Raw genomic sequence first — 19,057 nt, forward strand, 5'->3', positions numbered from 1 at the left:
CACCTGCATGCAAGCTGAATGCGCCATCCGTGCCATGTACACCGAATAAATTGCAACACCCAACTCACTGGCTGGTAAAATGGTTTCTTTGACCAAGAATTATCGCCATGAAACTTTACGGCATCCCCAATTGCAGCACCGTCAAAAAAGCGCGCGTCTGGCTAGACCAGCACGCCATCGCTTATGAATTCCACGATTTCAAAAAACTCGGCCTGGACACCGCCACCGCACAGCAATGGCTAGCCCAGCAACCCTGGGAGAAGCTGGTCAACCGCAGTGGCATGACCTGGCGCAACCTGAGCGATGCCGAAAAAAATGCCGTGCTGGATGCAGCCAGTGCATTACCGCTGATGCAGGACAAAACCTCAGTCATTAAACGCCCGTTGCTGGTCAATAACGACCAGATCATCGCGCTTGGCTTTAACGAAGCCGATTACTCCCAACTTTTTGCCAAAGAATAATGCTTATGTCCAAGACACTGGAACTTGCCATTGATTTACTCAAACGCCGTTCGCTGACGCCGGAAGATGCCGACTGCCAGCAAACCATGATAGACCGCCTTGAACCGCTGGGGTTTAAGATCGAGCGCATGCGCTTTGGCGAGGTAGATAACTTTTACGCACGCCGTGGTACGACCAGCCCTTTGATTGTATTTGCCGGGCACACCGATGTAGTACCTACTGGCCCGCTGGACCAATGGCATACACCGCCGTTTGAACCGACGATCAAAGACGGCATGCTGTATGCCCGCGGTGCAGCCGATATGAAAACCTCGCTGGCGGCGTTTATCACCAGTATTGAAGAATTCATTGCCGAGAACCCCGATCATCCCGGCTCGATTGGCTTGCTGGTCACTTCTGATGAAGAAGCTATTGCCATTGAAGGCACGGTGAAAGTGGTAGAAGCGCTACAGGCGCGTGGCGAAACGTTTGACTACTGCATCGTCGGCGAACCGACCAGCAACAAGCTGGTAGGCGACATGATCAAAAATGGCAGACGTGGCTCATTATCCGGCAAACTCACCGTCAAAGGCATACAGGGCCATATCGCTTACCCGCACCTGGTGAAAAACCCGATCCATTTAGTTGCCCCGGCGATTAAAGACATGGTGGAAACCATGTGGGATACCGGTAACGAATACTTTCCGCCTACCTCATGGCAAATCTCCAATATGAATGGCGGCACCGGGGCGACCAATGTCGTGCCGGGCGAAGTCGAGATATTGTTCAACTTCCGCTATTGCCCTGAAGTCGATGGCCAGGGCAGTGCAGAAACCAGCCTGCGCTCACGCGTGCATGCCATTCTGGACAAACATGCGCTGGAATATACGCTGGATTGGGAACATAACCAGTCTTACATCACGCCACGCGGTGAACTGGTGGCAGCCATCAGCGAGGCGATTAAACAAAGTTACGGCATCACACCTGAATTATCCACCACAGGCGGCACTTCTGATGGCCGCTTTATTGCCGACATTTGCCGCGAAGTGATCGAGTTCGGGCCTCTGAACGCGACTATCCACAAACTGAATGAATGCGTAGCAGTGGCGGATATTGAACCGCTCAAGGAAACCTACAAGCGCACCATGCAATTACTACTGAAATAAATTAATGACCAACACTCTACAAACCATTCGTGACTGGCTGCGCTACGCGGTCAGCCGTTTTGAACATTCAGATATTTTTTATGGCCATGGCACCGACAACAGCTATGACGAAGCCGTCTGGCTGGTCATGAGCGCCCTGCACCTGCCACATGACACCCTGGATAACTTTCTGGACGCACGCCTGACCACCGAAGAAAACCAGCATCTGGCCACACTGATTGAAAAACGTGTCACCGAGCACACACCGACCGCTTACCTGGTCAACGAAGCCTGGTTGCGCGGATATAAATTCTACGTCGATGAGCGTGTGATCGTGCCACGTTCGTTTATCGCCGAACTGCTGGAAAATGGTTTGCAACCCTGGGTAGAGTTTCCGGAAATGGTCGAATCCGCCGCCGATATCTGCACCGGTTCCGGCTGTTTGGGCATTTTGCTGGCGGAAGCTTTCCCGAATGCGCACATAGATGTCATCGACATTTCAGCGGATGCGATTGAGGTCAGCAATATCAACATTCAGCGCTACGGCCTGGAAGCACAGGTACAAACGGTGCAGTCCGATATGTTTACGGCACTTAAAGGGCGCAAATATGATGTCATCATCAGCAACCCGCCTTATGTCGATGCGCCCAGCATGGCTGAATTACCGGCAGAATATCGCCAGGAACCCCAACTGGCACTAGGCAGCGGCGAAGCCGGGCTGGACCATACACACACCTTGCTGACACAGGCCAGTGACTACCTGAATGATGGTGGCGTATTGATTGTAGAGATAGGTCACAACCGGGATGCATTGCATGAAGCCTACCCTGACCTGCCATTCACCTGGCTGGATACCAGTGGTGGAGACCAGTTTGTATTTATGCTGACTAAAGAAGACTTGATCGAAGCTGGCTTGCAAGCAGAGTAACGCCAAACAGACCTAAAGAATAAGCAGACCTAAAGAAAAAGTGACTTCCCGCAGTCCAGGGACTGGTTATAGAAGGTCATTGTTTTGTAAATAGGTCGGTATTGAGGGCAGTGGATGCCTGCGTGCGCTATTAGCAACATGGCCTGTCATGGAGCAATATCGCCCATCAAACGCCGGCAATCAGCTTGCCCAGATTTCATCGCTTGCGGTGCAAAACCATGATTTAACGGCCAACCCTTGCAGGTATTGATCAAGTATCAAGCCAGCTAAGGAATCAGTTTGAGTATTTCGATACTTGATTTACGGTCATAGCTTTAAACGCATAAAACGTAAAAAAACTTACCCAATGCGTCTCATATCGCTTAAATAAACCTCATTGTGGTTTATTTAAGCAGTTAACCGCGTCCGCGGTCACGGTCGCTGCGCTTTTTAGCACCGGTGTTCACGCGTGCATTCTGACGCGATGCCTGTTTCAGATCGGAATCCTGACGAATACGGCGAGAACCGGGTGGCGGCGCCGGACGTGCAGGTTTTTCTGCAGGCGCGGGGCCATTCGCGCTTTCCAGCAGGCTGCGGCGTTGTTTGCGTACCTTGGGCACAAATACGCTGGTCGCACGGTCTTTTTCACGCGGACTTAATTGTTTGAGTGGCTTATGTGGCACCGGTAAACCAGCCCACTCCAGGATACCCACCACCTGTTTTTGCTCCAGCTTGAGCATGGTGCCGCGTTTCAGGCGTGGCGGTAAGTTGATCGGGCCAAAGCGCACGCGCATCAGGCGGCTGACTGGCAAATGAAATGCCTCGAACAGACGGCGCACTTCGCGGTTACGACCTTCTTTAATCACCACCTGGTACCATTTATTGACACCTTCGCCACCACTGGCATGGATGCTCTCAAAGTTGGCCGGGCCGTCTTCCAGCTCAATACCCTGTTTCAGTTGCGCGAGCTGATCTTCGGTCAGCTCACCGAGGATACGCACAGCATATTCGCGCTCGACTTCATACCGCGGATGCATAAAATGGTTAGCCAACTCACCTGAGTTGGTAAAGATCAGCAAGCCACTGGTGTTCATATCCAGGCGGCCAATCGCAATCCATTTGCCCTGCTTAATTTTAGGCAATTTATCAAATACCGTGGCGCGCCCTTCCGGGTCATCCTGGCTGACCAGTTCGCCTTCCGGCTTGTGGTAAAGCAATATCTGCGGCAGTTCAGGTTCAAACGGCAAATGCAGAATACGGCTATCCAGACGTACGATATCCTGCTCAATGACAACGGCCCCTAGCAGCGCTACCTGACCGTTAATCGTGATGCGGCCACTTTCAATCAGTGTTTCCATATCGCGCCGCGAACCAAACCCAGCCAGTGCCAGCAGTTTATGCAAGCGATGTCCAGCACGTGCGGAAGCACCCGGCTCGTCGCTTTCTACTTCTGCAACAGGTGGCTGGGGGGCTGCTGGACGTTTTACGGGGGAACCTGGTTTAGGTGTTTTAAATGGACGCGCCATGTTTAACCTCTTGAATGAAGGCTGTATTTTACCGTATTTAAGAGCTTCACCCTAAGGCTAAATCTTGCCTGGCTGGAAAACGCTGGCTGAACCCCTGCGCTGAGAACGGCAATATGCATGCAACTTGCGTGAGGGCGTTTAAATGCGCGTCTGCTGCGTCAAGTAATATCGGCATGTACGACTTGTAATTGCAGATTCCTGGTGCCATTAAATTCGTTGATTTGCAGGGCATAGGCAAGCGTCACCTGCTCAGGCAACAAGGTGGCATGCTGGAAATAAATGGCCTCGAACTGCGCGCCCTGCTTTTGCAGGCGCAATTTAAGATGTTTTTCACCCAGAATGCGCTGCTGTATGACTTCAAAATCATCATAAAACAATGGCGGTGGAAAGCCCTGGCCCCAGACCTGATGGCCGAGGATTTCCGCATTGTCCAGCGTCATTTCCTGTACCGCCAGCGCGCCATCTGTTTCCAGCACTTGCTGCAGGGTTTCCGCATTGATCAGTTGCTGCACGACTTGCTCAAACGTCTGCTGAAAACGCGCAAAGTCCTGTTCGCGTATGCTCAGGCCAGCCGCCATGGCATGCCCGCCAAACTTGAGGATCAAATCAGGTTGCAACTTAGTCACCAGATCCAGTGCATCGCGCAGGTGCAGCCCGGCAATCGAACGCCCCGAGCCTTTGATCAGGCCTTCGCCAGCATCGGCAAATGCAATCACCGGCCGGTGAAACTTTTCTTTGATGCGCGAGGCAAGAATGCCGATCACCCCCTGGTGCCAGTCTGGCTGGAACACGCTGATGGTGTATTGGCTATCCTGGAAATCCTGCGTCAGGTCGGCCATGGCATCCCACTGCATCTCAGCCTCGATCTGTTTACGCTCGGCATTCAACACGTGTAACTGCTGCGCGTAAACCATGGCTTCTTGTGGCGTAGTTGCCAGCAGGCAACGGATACCGATGGTCATATCATCCAGCCTGCCAGCTGCATTCAGGCGTGGACCTACATAAAATCCCAAATCTTGTGCCGTGACTTGCTCGGCATTACGCCCCGCCAGTTTTAAAATCGCCAGAATGCCAGGGCAAGCCTGCGCCTGTCGGATGCGCTTTAAGCCCTGCCGCACCAGGATACGGTTATTCGCATCCAGTTTAACCAAGTCAGCCACGGTGCCTAAAGCCACCAGATCCAGCAAACTGCCCAGGTGCACTGCCTCATCTGCCAATAAGCCGCGTTGCTTGAGTTCAGCGCGCAGGGCAATCAGCACATAAAACATCACCCCTACACCAGCCAGATGTTTACTCGGAAAATCGCAGCCTCGCTGATTGGGGTTGACAATGCAATCGGCGATTGGCGTTTGTTCGGCTGGCAAATGGTGGTCAGTGATCAGCACCTGCATGCCTAAGGCTTTGGCGGCACTGACGCCGTCTATACTGGCAATGCCGTTATCCACTTATACGGAACTACACTGTAAATGACTACATATATCATTTAAACCAGTAAATATATTGGTAATTTACTTATGGACATTTTTTTTAGAAATAACATTAGTATTGTTATTGAGCAACTAATAAGATTGTCCACAAATGAAACAATATCGTATCAAATCTATTCGATTACAAACCGGTGAGCGGTTACCGCTTCTCATAGATTCAAGTGGAATACCACTCTTTGAGCCTACGGTATTTGCTATCTCTGTATTGCGTGGACGCAACCTCGCCTCTAACACAATTAAACAAGCGCTTCGTGGGGTGATGGTGCTACAAACAATGCTAGATAGAGAGAGCATTAACTTAGATCGGCGCTTTGAGCAGGGTGAATTTCTGACTTATGGAGAAATCGACCGCTTAGTCGCATTAACAAAACTTGAAATGGACGCAATCTGGGAAATAGATAAACCTATTGGTCAACCACGCAAGATGATTTCGTTAGAACAAGCAAGATTGAATCTAACCAGAAAAAAAGCAATGGGCGAGGTAGAACCTGGGACTTCGGCAATCCGACTAATTTATATCCGCAAGTACCTTGTTTGGTTTGCAAACAGTCGGATTATGAGGATGCATCAAGGTTCGAACAGAAGCGACATGATCGAATTGCGAGATCTTGTACTAAGTGCAATTGAGGAGCGCACTCCTTCGTCTAGAGGTCGCAGCGGAGAACCAGAACGTATGGGACTCACTCCTGAATCACAAAAAATCCTTATGGAAATCATTGAACCAGACCACCTGAATAACCCATGGGATACTTCGCATTCCAAGGAGCGAAATGCTTTGATCGTCCATATGATGATTGAACTCGGCCTACGAAGGGGTGAATTGCTTGGCGTGAGGATTAACGATATAAAAAGCAATGAACTCTACGTGGCTAGGCGACCAGACGATGAACTCGATAGTCGACTAGACGAACCCAATGCAAAAACTAAAGCCAGACCAATTCCGCTTTCACGAGCACTTTCGCAGCGAATCTATGAGTATGTGAATGGTACGCGCTATGCAATCAAAGCGGCGCGAAAAAAACCAATGCTAATTGTTTCAGAAGAAGGTCAGGAACTCTCGCTCAGTTCTGTTAACAAGCTTTTTGTTCCTCTCCAGCAATCATCGTCATTACTAAACTTTCTTACTCCTCACATCCTGAGGCACACCTTCAATGACAATTTGTATGAATCACTTGATAAGGCTGGAATGAGCCAGGTGGAAATAAGGAAAGCTATGATTCGCCTTAATGGGTGGAGCGATAACAGCAATAGTCCAGACTACTACACAAAACGTTCGACTATGCGCAGGGCTCATTCTGCACAAATTACATATCAGAACAATATATCCATGGTTGAAAAAAATGAAGTCTGCCGCTAAAAAGTTTCTCGCAACCTTTCCAAATGACCTTCCTGAGGTTGCCCACACAAAGTCTGGAATTGAATACAATCCTCGTCTTCAGCATTGGAGAATCAGAGATCAACTTTCAACCTCTAACTTTAACTTTGACTTGTTGCCGCCACAAGCTGAGCCATTGATCTTTGGGTTGAAATATACCCTTATCAATCTATTGGGAATAAGGGCAAGCAATACCATTTATCGAGAATTTCATTCTTTTATAGCACTCACTCGATTCATAGTCTCTGAAAAATCAGATTTCATCAACACAATCAGTGTTGTTGACATCCAAAACTTCATGGCGAGTAGCAAAACAGCATATAAGTACACACAGGGTTGCAGGATGTTGCTCCGCAAGTGGTGCAATTTGGGGGTGCAGGGAATTGATCCTAATTTAAATCCCCTGTTAGCCAAAATCAAGATTAAACGCCCACCCGATATGATTGCAGTCTCAACGCTGTGCCCAAAGAAGGGGCCGTTTACTGATCTCGAATTCGAGTCCATTGACCAGCAAACCAACGAGTCATATGCTGATGGCAAATGGAACGAAGCCGATTATTTCCTAGTTAAACTTTTGATGGCGCTAGGTGCACGCCCAATCCAATTTGCGGCTCTTAAGCTGGTAGATTTTCATACACCCGAATCTGAAGGTGCTGACTACTGGCTAAACATGCCGATTGCCAAACAGACGAACACTATCGCTCGTGACAAATTTATGCCATGCCTGCTTGGCCGGCATCTTGGAGAACCCCTTTATTTGTACGTGTTGTCAGTGTGGCAACAGTACAAGGACATACTTCCTGACCCTTGGCAAGCACCGCTATTCCCAGCATTAGAAATTAAGAAAGATCCTGACCCAAAAGGGTTTGAGTTTCACTTTACAAACCAAGACATCATAACTCGTATCATGGCATTGTTTGATCGTCTTGCTGTCCCGTCGGAGAGACTAGAAAGTGCTATGAAAGTTAGTGCTCGTCGTTTTCGCTATACCTACGGCACTCGTCTAGCGGAAGAAGGGCATCCGGTTCAAGTTATAGCACGCTGTCTCGGGCACACACAAAATTCAACCGCACAGGTGTACATCGCCTTAACACAGCGACTAATGGACAAAATTGATGCAGCAACGGCGTATGCCATGGCACCTCTTGCCAAGGCGTTTATGGGACGGCTGATCTCCGGTGAAGATGAAGCCTCCCAGCCAAACCGTTCGAGCCGGATAATCGACTTTCGTGTGGACCAAAGTGGCAGTGGGATGGGCAGTTGCGGGCAACATGGAGATTGCAATTTCTGTAAACCGATTGCCTGCTACCCTTGTAATCGCTTCGAGCCATGGCTAGATGGACCTCATGAAGAGGCACTGGCCTTTATGCTAGCCAGGCGCGAGGCATTAATCAAAACCACCGATCTTAGAATTGCCAGTATCAATGATCGCGCAATCCTTGCTTGCGCCGAGATCATCTTACGTTGCAGAGAACTCAACAGACAGCATCCATGAACAATATTCTAATCATCCCTTCGCGTTCAGAGCTTGATGCTAAAGCGTCACTCGAGCTATTTGTTAAAAATAACCGACTTATAAAACCATTAGGCTATGACCAATCATTCGAAAGTAACGCCTGGGGATTTGGGCATATGTTTCCTAAGAATAAGGCCAAGTCTGAGAATAGGTTGCACTTCACCCGTCTAGATATGTATGGAGATGAGCTTTCAACTGGCAAAAAGTACCAAGGCACGCCATTTAATGAACCTTTCCTGTCTTTTGCTAAAGCGATGTTCAATCATTTACACTCAACTAGAGGGCTCGGAAGTGCTGACAGCAAGCTCACAGCCCTAAGGTACATGGAGTATGCACAAAGGACCCTAAATGGTAATTCTGATCCCTGGAGTATTACGCCTCAAGAGTTAAATTTTGCAACTCAGAAGATCGTAGAAAACTATGAATCCGCATACTACATAAGCAATCAGCTTGATTTAATCTACAGGGAAATGGTAGATCAAAGGTTGGTATCACTCCCTACAGTATGGACAACCTTTGTTCCGTCGCCAGAGATACAACGTCGCCGAAGCGATAAGGAGTTTGACGCGGTCCGGAATAAAAGACTGCCATCCCCCGAAGCGCTTTTAGCACTTGCTCATATTAGAAACCACAGCCAAGGCTTTGCTGAACGTTTCATTGGCAACATCACCTACTTGATGTTATGTTCACCTGACCGTATCGTAGAAACGCTAACCTTGCCCAAGAATTGTATTGTCTGGAAGGACGGCTCGAAGAAGCAACGGATGGGCCTAAGATGGTTTCCTGCAAAGAACAACGCACCTTTGGTAAAAGATGTTTTACCTATTATGAAGGATGTTGCCCAAGTTGCGGTCGATGAACTGATTGCCATGACTGATCAAGCGAGGGTAGTGGCGAAATGGTATGAAGAGAACCCCGACCAGATATATCTATTGTCCAAACATGAGCACTTCCGTACTCAGGAATGGCTATCTTATGATGAACTGAATGCCATCCTTTTTGATGGCAAACATACCTCTATTACTGCCTATTGCCACTATCTGAAGTTGAATTTACGCAAATTCGGCAGGACAAATCTGTTGAGATTCCAAGAGGTCGAACAAGCAATTCTTTCTTTGCTCCCTGCCGGGTTTCCTGTCCTCGATATAACCCAAAACCTAAAATATAGTGAAGCTCTCTGTGTTTCCAGACTAAATGAAATGTCTGGTAGAGCTATTTATGTTGGAATGATCCATCCTGTTAATTATTCCCAAGTAAATTCACGGATTTCTGCAAAAACCACTTCCAAAATCCAAAATATCTTCGAGAAACATAATCTTCGCAATCCTGATGGTACTAGGATTCACCTAACTACACATATGCTACGGCACTACGGCAATACTGTGATGCAGGCTGGTGGCCTAGACGAAATGATAATTGCTAAACTCTCGGGTCGAAAAGTGACGACAAACCGTGCCTATGACCATGAGTCGGATCGGGACGTGGTTGACAAAGTTCGTAAAGCCTTAGGGCCAGACTTGGTGTCCAAGGTCGCTAAAGCTATTGGTGACAAAAGTCAGGAAGATAACGAGCTAGTTACTACCGACACGCGTGTGTATAAGTTACGAGCAGAATTCCCAGGCATCAAGGTCATATCGGCACACACCACCGAACTCGGCTATTGCATCCACAACTTTGCAAGCGAGCCCTGTCCGCTACATGGCGATCATATCCATTGCGAAAAGTCTGTCTATATCAAAGGGGACAGCGAGTGTGAGCACAAGGTACGTTTCTTGCACAAGGAAACGGAAACCTTATTAGATATTGCCCATAAAGCGTTGACTGAGGAAGAATATGGAGCAGATAAGTGGGTGTCTGGTTACGAAAGCGTGCTTGAACGCACTACACAAATTATAGGTTTCTTTGAAAATACAGAAATCGTCGATGGCGCTGGAATTGTGTTGGCAGGCCCCAACGGGGCGAGCAGAATACTTCAATCAATGGAGCTGCGCCTCGAAAAACACGGCTCGGTATGCGGCATTAATTTCCAATCACTGGACGAGCTTAAGCAATACCTAGAAAACCAATCAACTAAAATAGAGAATAACCATGCCTAAATTAACTAGTTCTAGAGCACCCAATCTGGATGATGCGACAATCGAGCGCATCGTTCAGATTCTTGATGGCTGGAGCGGTAAGCTTAGCTGGAAATTATTCATAGAGGCTATCACCATACAGCTGCACCTGTCATATGCACGTCAGACGTTAAACAATCATGAGCGCATCAGGTCTGGGTTTGTAGCCCGTAAAAAAGAACTTACTGGTCAGGAGCGAAAGAGTAAAAATACCGAGTCTCCTGAGCTTCAACTTGCCGCCCAGCGTATCAAACTTCTAGAGGCGGAGATAGCTCGTCTTACCCGTGAAAACAATACGCTACTAGAGCAATTCGTGCGATGGGCATACAACGCATCAACACGACAGCTCGATCTGGACTTCCTGAATACGCCACTACCATTAATCAACCGAGACAGGACGAAGAAACCAAAGGGCATTAAATCCTAATTTCGAGAAAGCCAGGTCACAAAGTGCATTTGACATACGAGTTTGAATTAAACATTTAATAAAGCAATTCTCGTTTAAATAATTTTCTTACTAAGTTATTTATAGACCATATTCAGACTTTAGCTCCAAGCATATATCTTGAAGCTTGTCCCCTTCTGGAAATAGGGCATCAACTGGAATGGCATGAAAATTCTTTTCCCAAAAGTTGAGGCTATTTAATTCAAATTTGGCTATGAGCCTAACTCCAATATCTAAATTAGGACGTCTTTGCATACGATAAGCTGGGAAACTTCCAACTAAAAATCCCTCTTGAAAATACGGTCTTTGTGCTTCAGGAGGGCAGATACTTAATAATCGTATATTTAATAGTTCACTTTCAACTGAATATGTGATGCTCCCTTCCGGAAAGGTGTTCATTAGAGGATCTGGATGACAGGCCTAGTAGAGACTTGGATAAGCCATTGATTTCAACATTGGCGACATGTGAGTGGGTACATCGAAAGCAAAACTTAACGATTCGCGGCGCGACTGGTACAGGTAAAACCTGGCTAGGAACTGCTATTGGAACCCAAGCATGCAGGCTCGGCATATCGGTGATATACATACGTAGTAATCAGCTGCTTTCAGATATTGCGACAGCATTGGCTGACGGGTCATTAGCCAGCCTGAAAACCAAACTCATTAAACCAGCATTATTAGTTATTGATGATTTTGGACATGGCCAGATAAATATCTCGGTGGGTCATGTTCTATTGGATATTATCGATCAAAGAATGCGCTCAGGCTCTTTACTCTTCACAACTCAATATCCCTTCGAGCAATGGCATGATTTGTTTCCTGATCCAACACTAGCAGACGCTATATTGGATCGCGTGGTACACCAATCGCATGTTCTGCATTTGAAAGGTGAGTCTATGCGGAAATTGCGTGCAAAGAAAAAGTTGACTGATCGCTAACCTAGTTCGCCCATACCCAAATTGCCACCAATATTGCAGTTTGGGTATATAACTTCTATAAGTTAAATTACAAAACATTATTCAAAATAAATATTATAAAAAAAATCACAAGAAGGCTTGAAATTCCTACAAGCACCCCTACATATAGAATATGTGCCGACTTAAAGTACTATATGTTGTAATCATTGCAAGGCACAACTCTCAATCGTAAAGGGGAAGTGAATGTATTGTCAGCAACAGTTCAAAGAGTATTACGAAGAAATTAAGATCAGTGATGAAAAAGCAGGATTGCGTGAGAAACGCACAATCCTGCTAGAGGCCCTTAGTGCAGGCCTTTCGGAAGAAGTCCCAACCTGGACTCACTTCAATCAGGGTAGTTATGCCATGGGCACTGGTGTTATGCCATTGGACGGAAATTACGATATCGATGTTGGTATCGTGTTCGACATGGATAGTACTGAGTACACAGCACTTGAAATTAAAAAAGAGGTGTTCTTCGCTTTAAACAAAGGTAATCGTTCAGTGGAAATCAAATATCCATGCGTTCGAGTTAACTATATGAAGGGCAGCGAGGTAGATTTCCATGTGGACTTGGCAATTTATTGCAAAGAAGATAATGATTATTACATCGCCAAGGGAAAAACCAACTCAGACGAAGACAAAATTCTCTGGGAAGATTCAGCTCCCAAAGAGCTAATCGACTGGGTATATGAGCGATTTAGCGGTGATGACCGTAAGCAATTCCTCAGAGTCATTTCATACCTTAAAAGATGGCGTGATCTTAAACTTGGTCACTCTAACCTTCCAAGTATTGCTTTGACCGTATTTGCAGGCGAGTACTTTGTCCCTAATCATGATGTTTTTAATGACAATAAACCACGTGATTTACTGGCTCTGAAAGACTTAGCTGAAATGATGAAAAATAAACTGGATTGGGGTATGTTCGACATTCACCTCCCGGTTTCACCATTTACAAGTTTGGTAGCCAAACTCACAGAGCTTCAGAAAGAAAACTTGCAAGACAAACTTGAATGTTTAATTTCAGTTTTAAACGAAGCTCAAAGCGAGACTGACACTCATAAAGCTTGTAAAAAACTAGCTAAACAATTTGGTGATGAATTCCCTGTGCCTGAAGCAGAGGCTGCGAAGTCTAATACTCCGCGATCTGTGACTGTCACAGGGAGTTCTGCTTGAAAAAAGCTCATCCTCTTGAAGCACTAGCATCTACTGCTTTGACAAACGTAAAAGCAGTAGATGTCTGCGTGGAAGAATCCACGAGTGCTTTACTGAAGATTAATTTTTCAATCAACGAACTTCCATTACAAATATCGTTTAAGGGTGACTTGATGTTTGAGTTGCCTACAATTTACATTAGAAATCCAGATTACTTCTGGGGGCACCCTCACATTTCACCGTGTGGCAACATCTGCATTTCCGATAGACAAGGTGTAGTTTTCAATCCCGATGATGTGGATGGTGTAGTTGAGTTTGTCGTCAAATCCGCACTAGTAATTATTGAGGATGCCAATAAACTAACCGCATCTGAAAAACTTCAGGCATTTGCCAATGAGCTTCAGGATTATTTATCCGAGAGATTTGTTACTGGCAATCGGATGATTGAAGGTGGATTTGGATCAGCTGATTCAGTCTTTTTCAATGTGAATGTAGGCAAGAAAGAGCATTCACTAGTTTCGATTACCGCTTCAGGTCAAGCAACTGCTGGGAAGCAAGCAACTTTTCATACGGCCAATGTCATTAAAACTAGCATTGAACGCATACCCTCCATGGGCTCAAAGCCAGATATTAACTGGTTGAAATCTTTCTTAAATAATCATCCTGATTTGCAGTTATCAAAAAAAAGAATCGGGGGATTAGTAATCAGGGTAGCCAATGTCTTTGGTTATTCAAATTTCGCCATCTCATTTGTAAGAAGTCAGAATTCTGAGATATCCCAACTGAATTTTTATGCAGTCAAAGAATTAAGTCCCTACTACTATGCTCAGCGTGGTGGAACTGAAATTAAAGATATTCGGGTTGCTATTGCTGGAGTCGGGGCAATCGGTTCAAGAGTAGCTGAGTTGTTGTGTATGTCTGGAATCACAAACCTTTGTTTGATTGATAGCGATATATTCACCAACGACAATGTTTACAGGCATGTACTAGGCAAACAACATGTAGGTAAAAATAAAGTAAGTGCTTTAGCTGAACACCTAAAACAGAGGTTTCTTGAACTTACTATTCATCCGGTTCCTGAGAGTCTGGAAAGCTATTTTGCCTCTGGCCTGCCTGATATCGACTGTTTGATATTGACTACCGGCAACATGATTTTGGAGCGTTATCTTGTAAAACGCGCAAAAAATGAGGGGTGGCCGTTTCAAATCGTATGCGGATGGGTGGAGGCTTTGGGGCTCGGTGGCCATGCAATATCGATGGCAGCTCAGGAGAAAGGATGTCTGGAGTGCCTTCACATCGTTGACGGAAATGCACCTGGTAATTTATCTCGCACCTCATATTTAGAGCCAAATCAGAAAATTACAAAAAACTTGATGGGATGCATAGGATTTTTACCATACTCTGGCTTGGACGCCCTCAAAAGCGCTCAATTGATTACGGATTTCGTGCTTTCCCAAAGGACTGGTTACAGCCGCTGGATCGGTCCGGAAGATAATGCTATTACGAATAATATTAAAACGTCTGAAGTTTATAAAAATGCGCTGGGCGCAAATTCAAAGCTTGTTTTTACAAGTACTGATATTTTTGAAGGCAACTGCCCATGCTGCAATACATAAGTAATGATAGGGCCTACTTCGAGTTCAATAAGGTTAAAGGAAATATTGACTCTAAAGTGATTAATCAATTCAGAAGCTATAAGCAGAATCGAGTCTACTCAAAGGAAGCAGGCGGGCTTTTGTTGGGCTACATTGATCAATTCAGCCATGGTTTATTAGTTGAGTTATGTACTGTCCCATGCTTTGGCGATAAGCGCTCTCGATACTCATTTTATAGAGGTAAAGGCCATCAGAAAAAGGCTGATAGATGGTGGAAAGATACCAACTCTAAAGGTACTTGTTTAGGAATTTGGCATACGCACCCGGAAGAGATCCCCACTCCATCCTCTGTCGATAATGCAGATTTTAGAAAGATATTGAGTACTTCAAATTCGATATCTCCAAATTTACTTTCGATCATTGTAGGAACGGAAAAATTTGGTGTGTGGGTAGGAAATAAAAATCTTGAAATTCAATTAGTGGGGTATTTAACGATATGAAATACTTTTTATTGATAGTAGATTTAATCAAATTTTTTAGGCCTTCTTTTGCTGGAACACTCGTGAAGTGTGGGGTTGCATTAGAAGTCCTTGCCTTTGGTGGTTATAAATTAATCTTTGAATATGACCGTTATATAAACAATGGGCATTTAGCCGTCGGTATAAATACTTCGGACACTTCTGAAATTGTCCTCTATATCATAGGCGTATTCGGAGCCCTATTAATGATTGGTGGCTTTTGGATTGGTATAAAAGATTGGGTAACTCTTCGACGTAATAACGCTAGGAAGAAAAATATCATCATCGAGCTTCGCGGATTGTCTGCAACGCTCAATCAAAGTTTAAAGTCCTCAATCTCTAAGACAATGATTGGTCAGGTAGATGAGGTCCTGGTCGAGATCGGCCAGCATGTGACTGCGGGCACATCTTCAGAGTTAGAAAAGGCCCTAGACAAGGTTAATAACATACACTCCAGAATTGAAACTGCCATAGCAGGTAAAGATCCTGGCGATGTTTCCATTCATGCAGGTACAGTTGCCCCGACCCCATTTCAATTTTTATTTGGTGTAATTCTGGATGATGAATTCAGTCCTAACGTATGGGAATATGAACGCCTGAAAGATGAATGGCAAACTTTAGATCAGAATGAGCCATCGATTGTAGTTAACGAGCAAATTGATCCCAGAATTTCCAGTCAAGATACTGAGGTTGTCGTTGCAGTGGCGGCTACTTTTGCAGTTTTGGATTCAACCATTTCGAATACATGGCCTAATCTCAAAGTGGCTAAAATCGAGAATCCGACTGCAACACCTAATTCCATATGGACTGAAGCAGATCAAGTACAGATTGTTGAAAGTTTTTTGCGCGTTATGGCGTTACTAAAAAATCGGGGAGTTAAGAAGGTGCATTTAGCGCTAGCTGCCTCGCCATCAATTTGTATAAGGTTAGGCAGACATTTTGATCAACGCAATCTCCCTGAAGTCACTGTATATCAATTTGACAGAAGCTCAAATCGATACACTTGGGGTGTAGAAATTGCATCAATCGGAACACAAATTGACCCCAAAAAAGGAAAGTTAGTACAACCCAACTAGTGTCGAACTTAAATTGTGGAGGGGTGTTATTTTGAAAAACCTTATCGTATCTAATCGCAAATGAAGAGCTAAAGTTAGATGATCTCCAAAAAAAAATATGCGATGAATTAAAAGCAATTAATCGCACTTAAGCTACATTCCTACTCATCCAATCAATTGATTCATTGAAATACAATCAGTTGAGTCTCAGCAGTTCAATTGGTATTCCACCTGTTCTAGATATAAACTACAAATCCCTTAAATTGCATTTCAGCTGACAAGGGAATTAAAAGGCATTATTCGTGAGTAGTAATTTATTATTAGTTTTCTGGGCATTCTTGCTCGTGCTTTTAAATGGTTTTTTTGTAGCCGCTGAATTTAGCCTGGTTAAATTGCGCAGCACGCGTGTGAATGCCATTGCAAAGAATCTGGGATGGCGCGGCCGGATGCTGGCAAAGGTACATAGTGATTTAGATGCTTATTTATCCGCTTGCCAATTGGGCATCACGTTAGCTTCGTTAGGTTTGGGCTGGGTAGGTGAGCCCGCTTTTGCTGCTTTAGTTGAACCTGCATTGGTGAGTATTGGGGTAACAAATCAACAGTGGATACATGGAATTGCCTTCGTCACTGCTTTTTTCACCATTTCATATTTACACATTGTGGTCGGTGAATTAGTGCCAAAGTCCTTAGCCATTCGTATGGCCGAGCGCATAGGTTTGTTGACTTCTCCGGGCCTATTCACTTTTTATTGGGTTATGTTTCCTGCCATCTGGGTATTGAATAAAAGTTCTAATCTGGTCATTAAGGCTTTGAAATTAGAGCCCAAAGAAGGGCACGATACACATTACTCCCCTGAAGAGCTTAAGATCATTCTAAGGAGCTCTCGTCCTAGTGCTGAGTTTAGCGCATCAGAATTGAAAGTATTAGCGCAGGCAATTGATTTCCGGCAACTTAAAGTCTCTGATCTTATGCATCCATTCCAGGAAGCGGCGGTGTTATTGGAAGACGATACGTTCAAAGCACATATGGCGCGTATTGCCCAACATCGTTACAGCCGATATCCACTAGTCTCAAATGAGGGCCAAGTTCAGGGGATAGTGCATATCAAAGATTTGTTTATTACCTTCAGCAAAAATCCAGATTTTAAGGCTATACATAAGATATTAAGGCCAGTGAATCTCGTTGGGCCAGACACCTCAGCAAATGAGCTGTTCCGACGCCTTCAAAAGGGTGCTCCGCACCTCACAATAGTTGGTCATGAGGGCTATCCCCCAATTGGATTTATCACATTAGATAATTTGTTATCTGCGTTGGTAGGAGATATCCGAGATGAATTCCGCCAGTCTCAAAGTGAATGGACAAAGCTTGATGATGGTTCTCTTCTAGGCAAAGGAACTTTGCCTATTAATACTTTAGAGCGTACCTTAGGCATTGATATTGAATCGGTAGAGGCTGATACGGTCGCTGGTTTAATTTTGTGGAAGTTGGCTGAACTACCAGAAGAAGGGCAACGTATACCTTTCGAGAAATTTGATGTTGTAGTCAAGAAAATGCTTGGGCCTAAAGTTTTGCTCGTTCGTATTTATCCTAAACATCAGCCACAACCAAATACTCACTGATAAAGCATATTTTAGATATTGTCATGGGCGCTAGAATAAAATTATAATGAAGGCATGGGGATTAAGCAGCCTCCCCGTTTCAAGACGATTTCCGTCCAAGGTCTGCTCAAATCTTGGGACATCCCACGAAATGAGAGCTTATGGACGCGACAAATAGAAACACCTCTTCTCCTACCCCTATTTCCTTCAAAGAAGCTTTCCTGTATTGGCTCAAGTTGGGCTTTATCAGTTTTGGAGGTCCTGCAGGGCAAATCGCCATCATGCACCATGACCTGGTTGAGAAAAAACATTGGATATCTGAAAAACGGTTCCTGCATGCTCTCAACTACTGCATGTTACTTCCAGGCCCTGAGGCTCAACAATTAGCTACATACATTGGCTGGCTCATGCACCGGACATGGGGAGGCATTGCTGCTGGTGTTCTTTTTGTTTTGCCCTCATTTTTTATTCTTATTGGCCTAGCCTTTGTATATATGGCATATGGTTCTTTGCCTGCAGTAGCAGGAATTCTAAATGGGTCAAACCTGCAGTTGTTGCCATTGTTTTATTTGCTTCATACCGAATAGGGTCCCGTGCACTTAAGAACAAAGTGCTATGGGGTATAGCTGCCCTTGCATTCATAGCAATCTTTGCCATCAAAGTGCCATTTCCTATCATCGTGCTCACTGCTGGTGTTATTGGATACCTAGGTGGCAAATATCATCCTCAATACTTCCAGGGCGGAGGCGGACATAGCGCCAGCAAACATGAATATGGCAAAGCGTTGATCGATGATGACACGCCAACTCCTGAACATGCTTTATTCACATGGCAAAAATTTGGACTTGTATTAGCAATAGGGTTAGGAATATGGGCTGTAACAATTTCAGCATTGGCAACTGTTTATGGCTGGGATTCCGCTTTCACACAGATGGGTTGGTTTTTCACAAAAGCAGCACTACTTACCTTTGGTGGGGCTTATGCCGTTCTACCTTACGTGTATCAGGGTGCGGTGGAGCACTACAACTGGCTAACACCGGTCCAAATGATTGACGGTTTGGCCTTGGGAGAAACCACACCTGGGCCATTGATCATGGTTGTAACATTTGTTGGCTTTGTAGGGGGATGGATAAGTCAGGTGTTTGGCGTAAATGCCGTATTTGGTTCCGCTTTCGTTGCTGCTTCCATCGTAACCTTCTTTACTTTTCTCCCTAGTTTTGTATTC

The 19,057-nt window shown here is 45.3% G+C and carries 15 protein-coding genes and 2 pseudogenes; 14 read left to right on the plus strand and 3 right to left on the minus strand.

Translation table 11 applies throughout. From position 1 onward, the window contains the following. Nucleotides 1-107: 107 nt before the first annotated feature. The 3 genes from ACTS9Y_RS15990 to prmB are packed head-to-tail and all read left to right on the plus strand — an operon-like array spanning nucleotide 108 to nucleotide 2,513. Nucleotides 108-461: an ArsC family reductase gene (locus tag ACTS9Y_RS15990; RefSeq protein WP_442586882.1), complete on the plus strand. Its 354-nt coding sequence runs from the start codon at nucleotides 108-110 to the stop codon at nucleotides 459-461. Nucleotides 462-466: 5 nt separating this feature from the next. Further along, on the plus strand, nucleotides 467-1,606 hold the full coding sequence (gene dapE, locus ACTS9Y_RS15995) for a succinyl-diaminopimelate desuccinylase (protein WP_442586883.1): 1,140 nt from the start codon (nucleotides 467-469) through the stop codon (nucleotides 1,604-1,606). A 4-nt stretch (nucleotides 1,607-1,610) separates the two neighbouring features. Then, a complete protein-coding gene (gene prmB, locus ACTS9Y_RS16000) occupies nucleotides 1,611-2,513 on the plus strand; it encodes a 50S ribosomal protein L3 N(5)-glutamine methyltransferase (protein WP_442586884.1) in 903 nt (300 codons plus the stop codon). Between the two features lie 395 nt (nucleotides 2,514-2,908). On the opposite strand, the gene rluB is transcribed toward prmB, so the two are convergent. Beyond that, the gene (gene rluB / locus ACTS9Y_RS16005; protein WP_442586885.1) at nucleotides 2,909-4,018 is read right to left on the minus strand and encodes a 23S rRNA pseudouridine(2605) synthase RluB; all 1,110 of its coding nucleotides are present in this window, start codon (nucleotides 4,016-4,018) and stop codon (nucleotides 2,909-2,911) included. Between the two features lie 158 nt (nucleotides 4,019-4,176). Beyond that, nucleotides 4,177-5,463, minus strand: a pseudogene (locus ACTS9Y_RS16010) (single-stranded-DNA-specific exonuclease RecJ); the annotation flags it as partial. A 133-nt stretch (nucleotides 5,464-5,596) separates the two neighbouring features. Between ACTS9Y_RS16010 and ACTS9Y_RS16015 the strand changes: the two are divergent. From ACTS9Y_RS16015 to ACTS9Y_RS16030, 4 genes are read left to right on the plus strand one after another with little or no spacing between them, the layout of a single operon-like run. Next, nucleotides 5,597-6,862: a site-specific integrase gene (locus ACTS9Y_RS16015; RefSeq protein WP_442583974.1), complete on the plus strand. Its 1,266-nt coding sequence runs from the start codon at nucleotides 5,597-5,599 to the stop codon at nucleotides 6,860-6,862. Next, entirely contained in the window at nucleotides 6,846-8,375 is a 1,530-nt protein-coding gene (locus tag ACTS9Y_RS16020; RefSeq protein WP_442583973.1) for a site-specific integrase, read from the plus strand. Before ACTS9Y_RS16015 ends, ACTS9Y_RS16020 begins: the two co-directional genes overlap by 17 nt. Further along, nucleotides 8,372-10,492 (plus strand): hypothetical protein, encoded by a 2,121-nt coding sequence (locus ACTS9Y_RS16025; protein ID WP_442583972.1) that lies wholly within the window; start codon nucleotides 8,372-8,374, stop codon nucleotides 10,490-10,492. The genes ACTS9Y_RS16020 and ACTS9Y_RS16025 overlap by 4 nt, the downstream gene beginning before the upstream one ends. Next, entirely contained in the window at nucleotides 10,485-10,937 is a 453-nt protein-coding gene (locus ACTS9Y_RS16030; RefSeq protein ID WP_442583971.1) for a hypothetical protein, read from the plus strand. The genes ACTS9Y_RS16025 and ACTS9Y_RS16030 overlap by 8 nt, the downstream gene beginning before the upstream one ends. A gap of 99 nt (nucleotides 10,938-11,036) precedes the next feature. Here ACTS9Y_RS16030 and ACTS9Y_RS16035 read toward each other — a convergent pair whose 3' ends face one another. Then, complete coding sequence (locus tag ACTS9Y_RS16035; protein WP_442583970.1) at nucleotides 11,037-11,354, minus strand: hypothetical protein; 318 nt, start codon at nucleotides 11,352-11,354, stop codon at nucleotides 11,037-11,039. Between the two features lie 32 nt (nucleotides 11,355-11,386). Here ACTS9Y_RS16035 and ACTS9Y_RS16040 point away from each other — a divergent pair, with 32 nt between their 5' ends. The 7 genes and pseudogenes from ACTS9Y_RS16040 to chrA form a co-directional block, all read left to right on the plus strand. After that, on the plus strand, nucleotides 11,387-11,893 hold the full coding sequence (locus ACTS9Y_RS16040; RefSeq protein WP_442583969.1) for an ATP-binding protein: 507 nt from the start codon (nucleotides 11,387-11,389) through the stop codon (nucleotides 11,891-11,893). 222 nt (nucleotides 11,894-12,115) lie between these two features. Next, entirely contained in the window at nucleotides 12,116-13,087 is a 972-nt protein-coding gene (locus tag ACTS9Y_RS16045) for a cyclic GMP-AMP synthase DncV-like nucleotidyltransferase (RefSeq protein ID WP_442583968.1), read from the plus strand. After that, the gene (locus ACTS9Y_RS16050; protein WP_442583967.1) at nucleotides 13,084-14,682 is read left to right on the plus strand and encodes a ThiF family adenylyltransferase; all 1,599 of its coding nucleotides are present in this window, start codon (nucleotides 13,084-13,086) and stop codon (nucleotides 14,680-14,682) included. Before ACTS9Y_RS16045 ends, ACTS9Y_RS16050 begins: the two co-directional genes overlap by 4 nt. Then, a complete protein-coding gene (locus ACTS9Y_RS16055) occupies nucleotides 14,667-15,161 on the plus strand; it encodes a Mov34/MPN/PAD-1 family protein (RefSeq protein WP_442583966.1) in 495 nt (164 codons plus the stop codon). The genes ACTS9Y_RS16050 and ACTS9Y_RS16055 overlap by 16 nt, the downstream gene beginning before the upstream one ends. Next, nucleotides 15,158-16,255: an SAVED domain-containing protein gene (locus ACTS9Y_RS16060; RefSeq protein ID WP_442586886.1), complete on the plus strand. Its 1,098-nt coding sequence runs from the start codon at nucleotides 15,158-15,160 to the stop codon at nucleotides 16,253-16,255. Before ACTS9Y_RS16055 ends, ACTS9Y_RS16060 begins: the two co-directional genes overlap by 4 nt. 281 nt (nucleotides 16,256-16,536) lie before the next feature. Beyond that, nucleotides 16,537-17,853: a hemolysin family protein gene (locus ACTS9Y_RS16065; RefSeq protein WP_442586887.1), complete on the plus strand. Its 1,317-nt coding sequence runs from the start codon at nucleotides 16,537-16,539 to the stop codon at nucleotides 17,851-17,853. Between the two features lie 140 nt (nucleotides 17,854-17,993). Next, nucleotides 17,994-19,057, plus strand: a pseudogene (gene chrA, locus ACTS9Y_RS16070) (chromate efflux transporter); the annotation flags it as partial.

Source organism: Methylophilus sp., from assembly GCF_052173275.1.
In the GTDB taxonomy this organism is placed as follows: Bacteria; Pseudomonadota; Gammaproteobacteria; order Burkholderiales; family Methylophilaceae; genus Methylophilus.

Coding starts and splice junctions, on each gene's coding strand:
- ACTS9Y_RS15990 (WP_442586882.1), top strand. CDS start 108: ATGAAACTTTACGGCATCCCCAATTGCAGCACCGTCAAAAAAGCGCGC.
- dapE (WP_442586883.1), top strand. CDS start 467: ATGTCCAAGACACTGGAACTTGCCATTGATTTACTCAAACGCCGTTCG.
- prmB (WP_442586884.1), top strand. CDS start 1,611: ATGACCAACACTCTACAAACCATTCGTGACTGGCTGCGCTACGCGGTC.
- rluB (WP_442586885.1), bottom strand. CDS start 4,018: ATGGCGCGTCCATTTAAAACACCTAAACCAGGTTCCCCCGTAAAACGT.
- ACTS9Y_RS16015 (WP_442583974.1), top strand. CDS start 5,597: ATGAAACAATATCGTATCAAATCTATTCGATTACAAACCGGTGAGCGG.
- ACTS9Y_RS16020 (WP_442583973.1), top strand. CDS start 6,846: ATGAAGTCTGCCGCTAAAAAGTTTCTCGCAACCTTTCCAAATGACCTT.
- ACTS9Y_RS16025 (WP_442583972.1), top strand. CDS start 8,372: ATGAACAATATTCTAATCATCCCTTCGCGTTCAGAGCTTGATGCTAAA.
- ACTS9Y_RS16030 (WP_442583971.1), top strand. CDS start 10,485: ATGCCTAAATTAACTAGTTCTAGAGCACCCAATCTGGATGATGCGACA.
- ACTS9Y_RS16035 (WP_442583970.1), bottom strand. CDS start 11,354: ATGAACACCTTTCCGGAAGGGAGCATCACATATTCAGTTGAAAGTGAA.
- ACTS9Y_RS16045 (WP_442583968.1), top strand. CDS start 12,116: ATGTATTGTCAGCAACAGTTCAAAGAGTATTACGAAGAAATTAAGATC.
- ACTS9Y_RS16055 (WP_442583966.1), top strand. CDS start 14,667: ATGCTGCAATACATAAGTAATGATAGGGCCTACTTCGAGTTCAATAAG.
- ACTS9Y_RS16060 (WP_442586886.1), top strand. CDS start 15,158: ATGAAATACTTTTTATTGATAGTAGATTTAATCAAATTTTTTAGGCCT.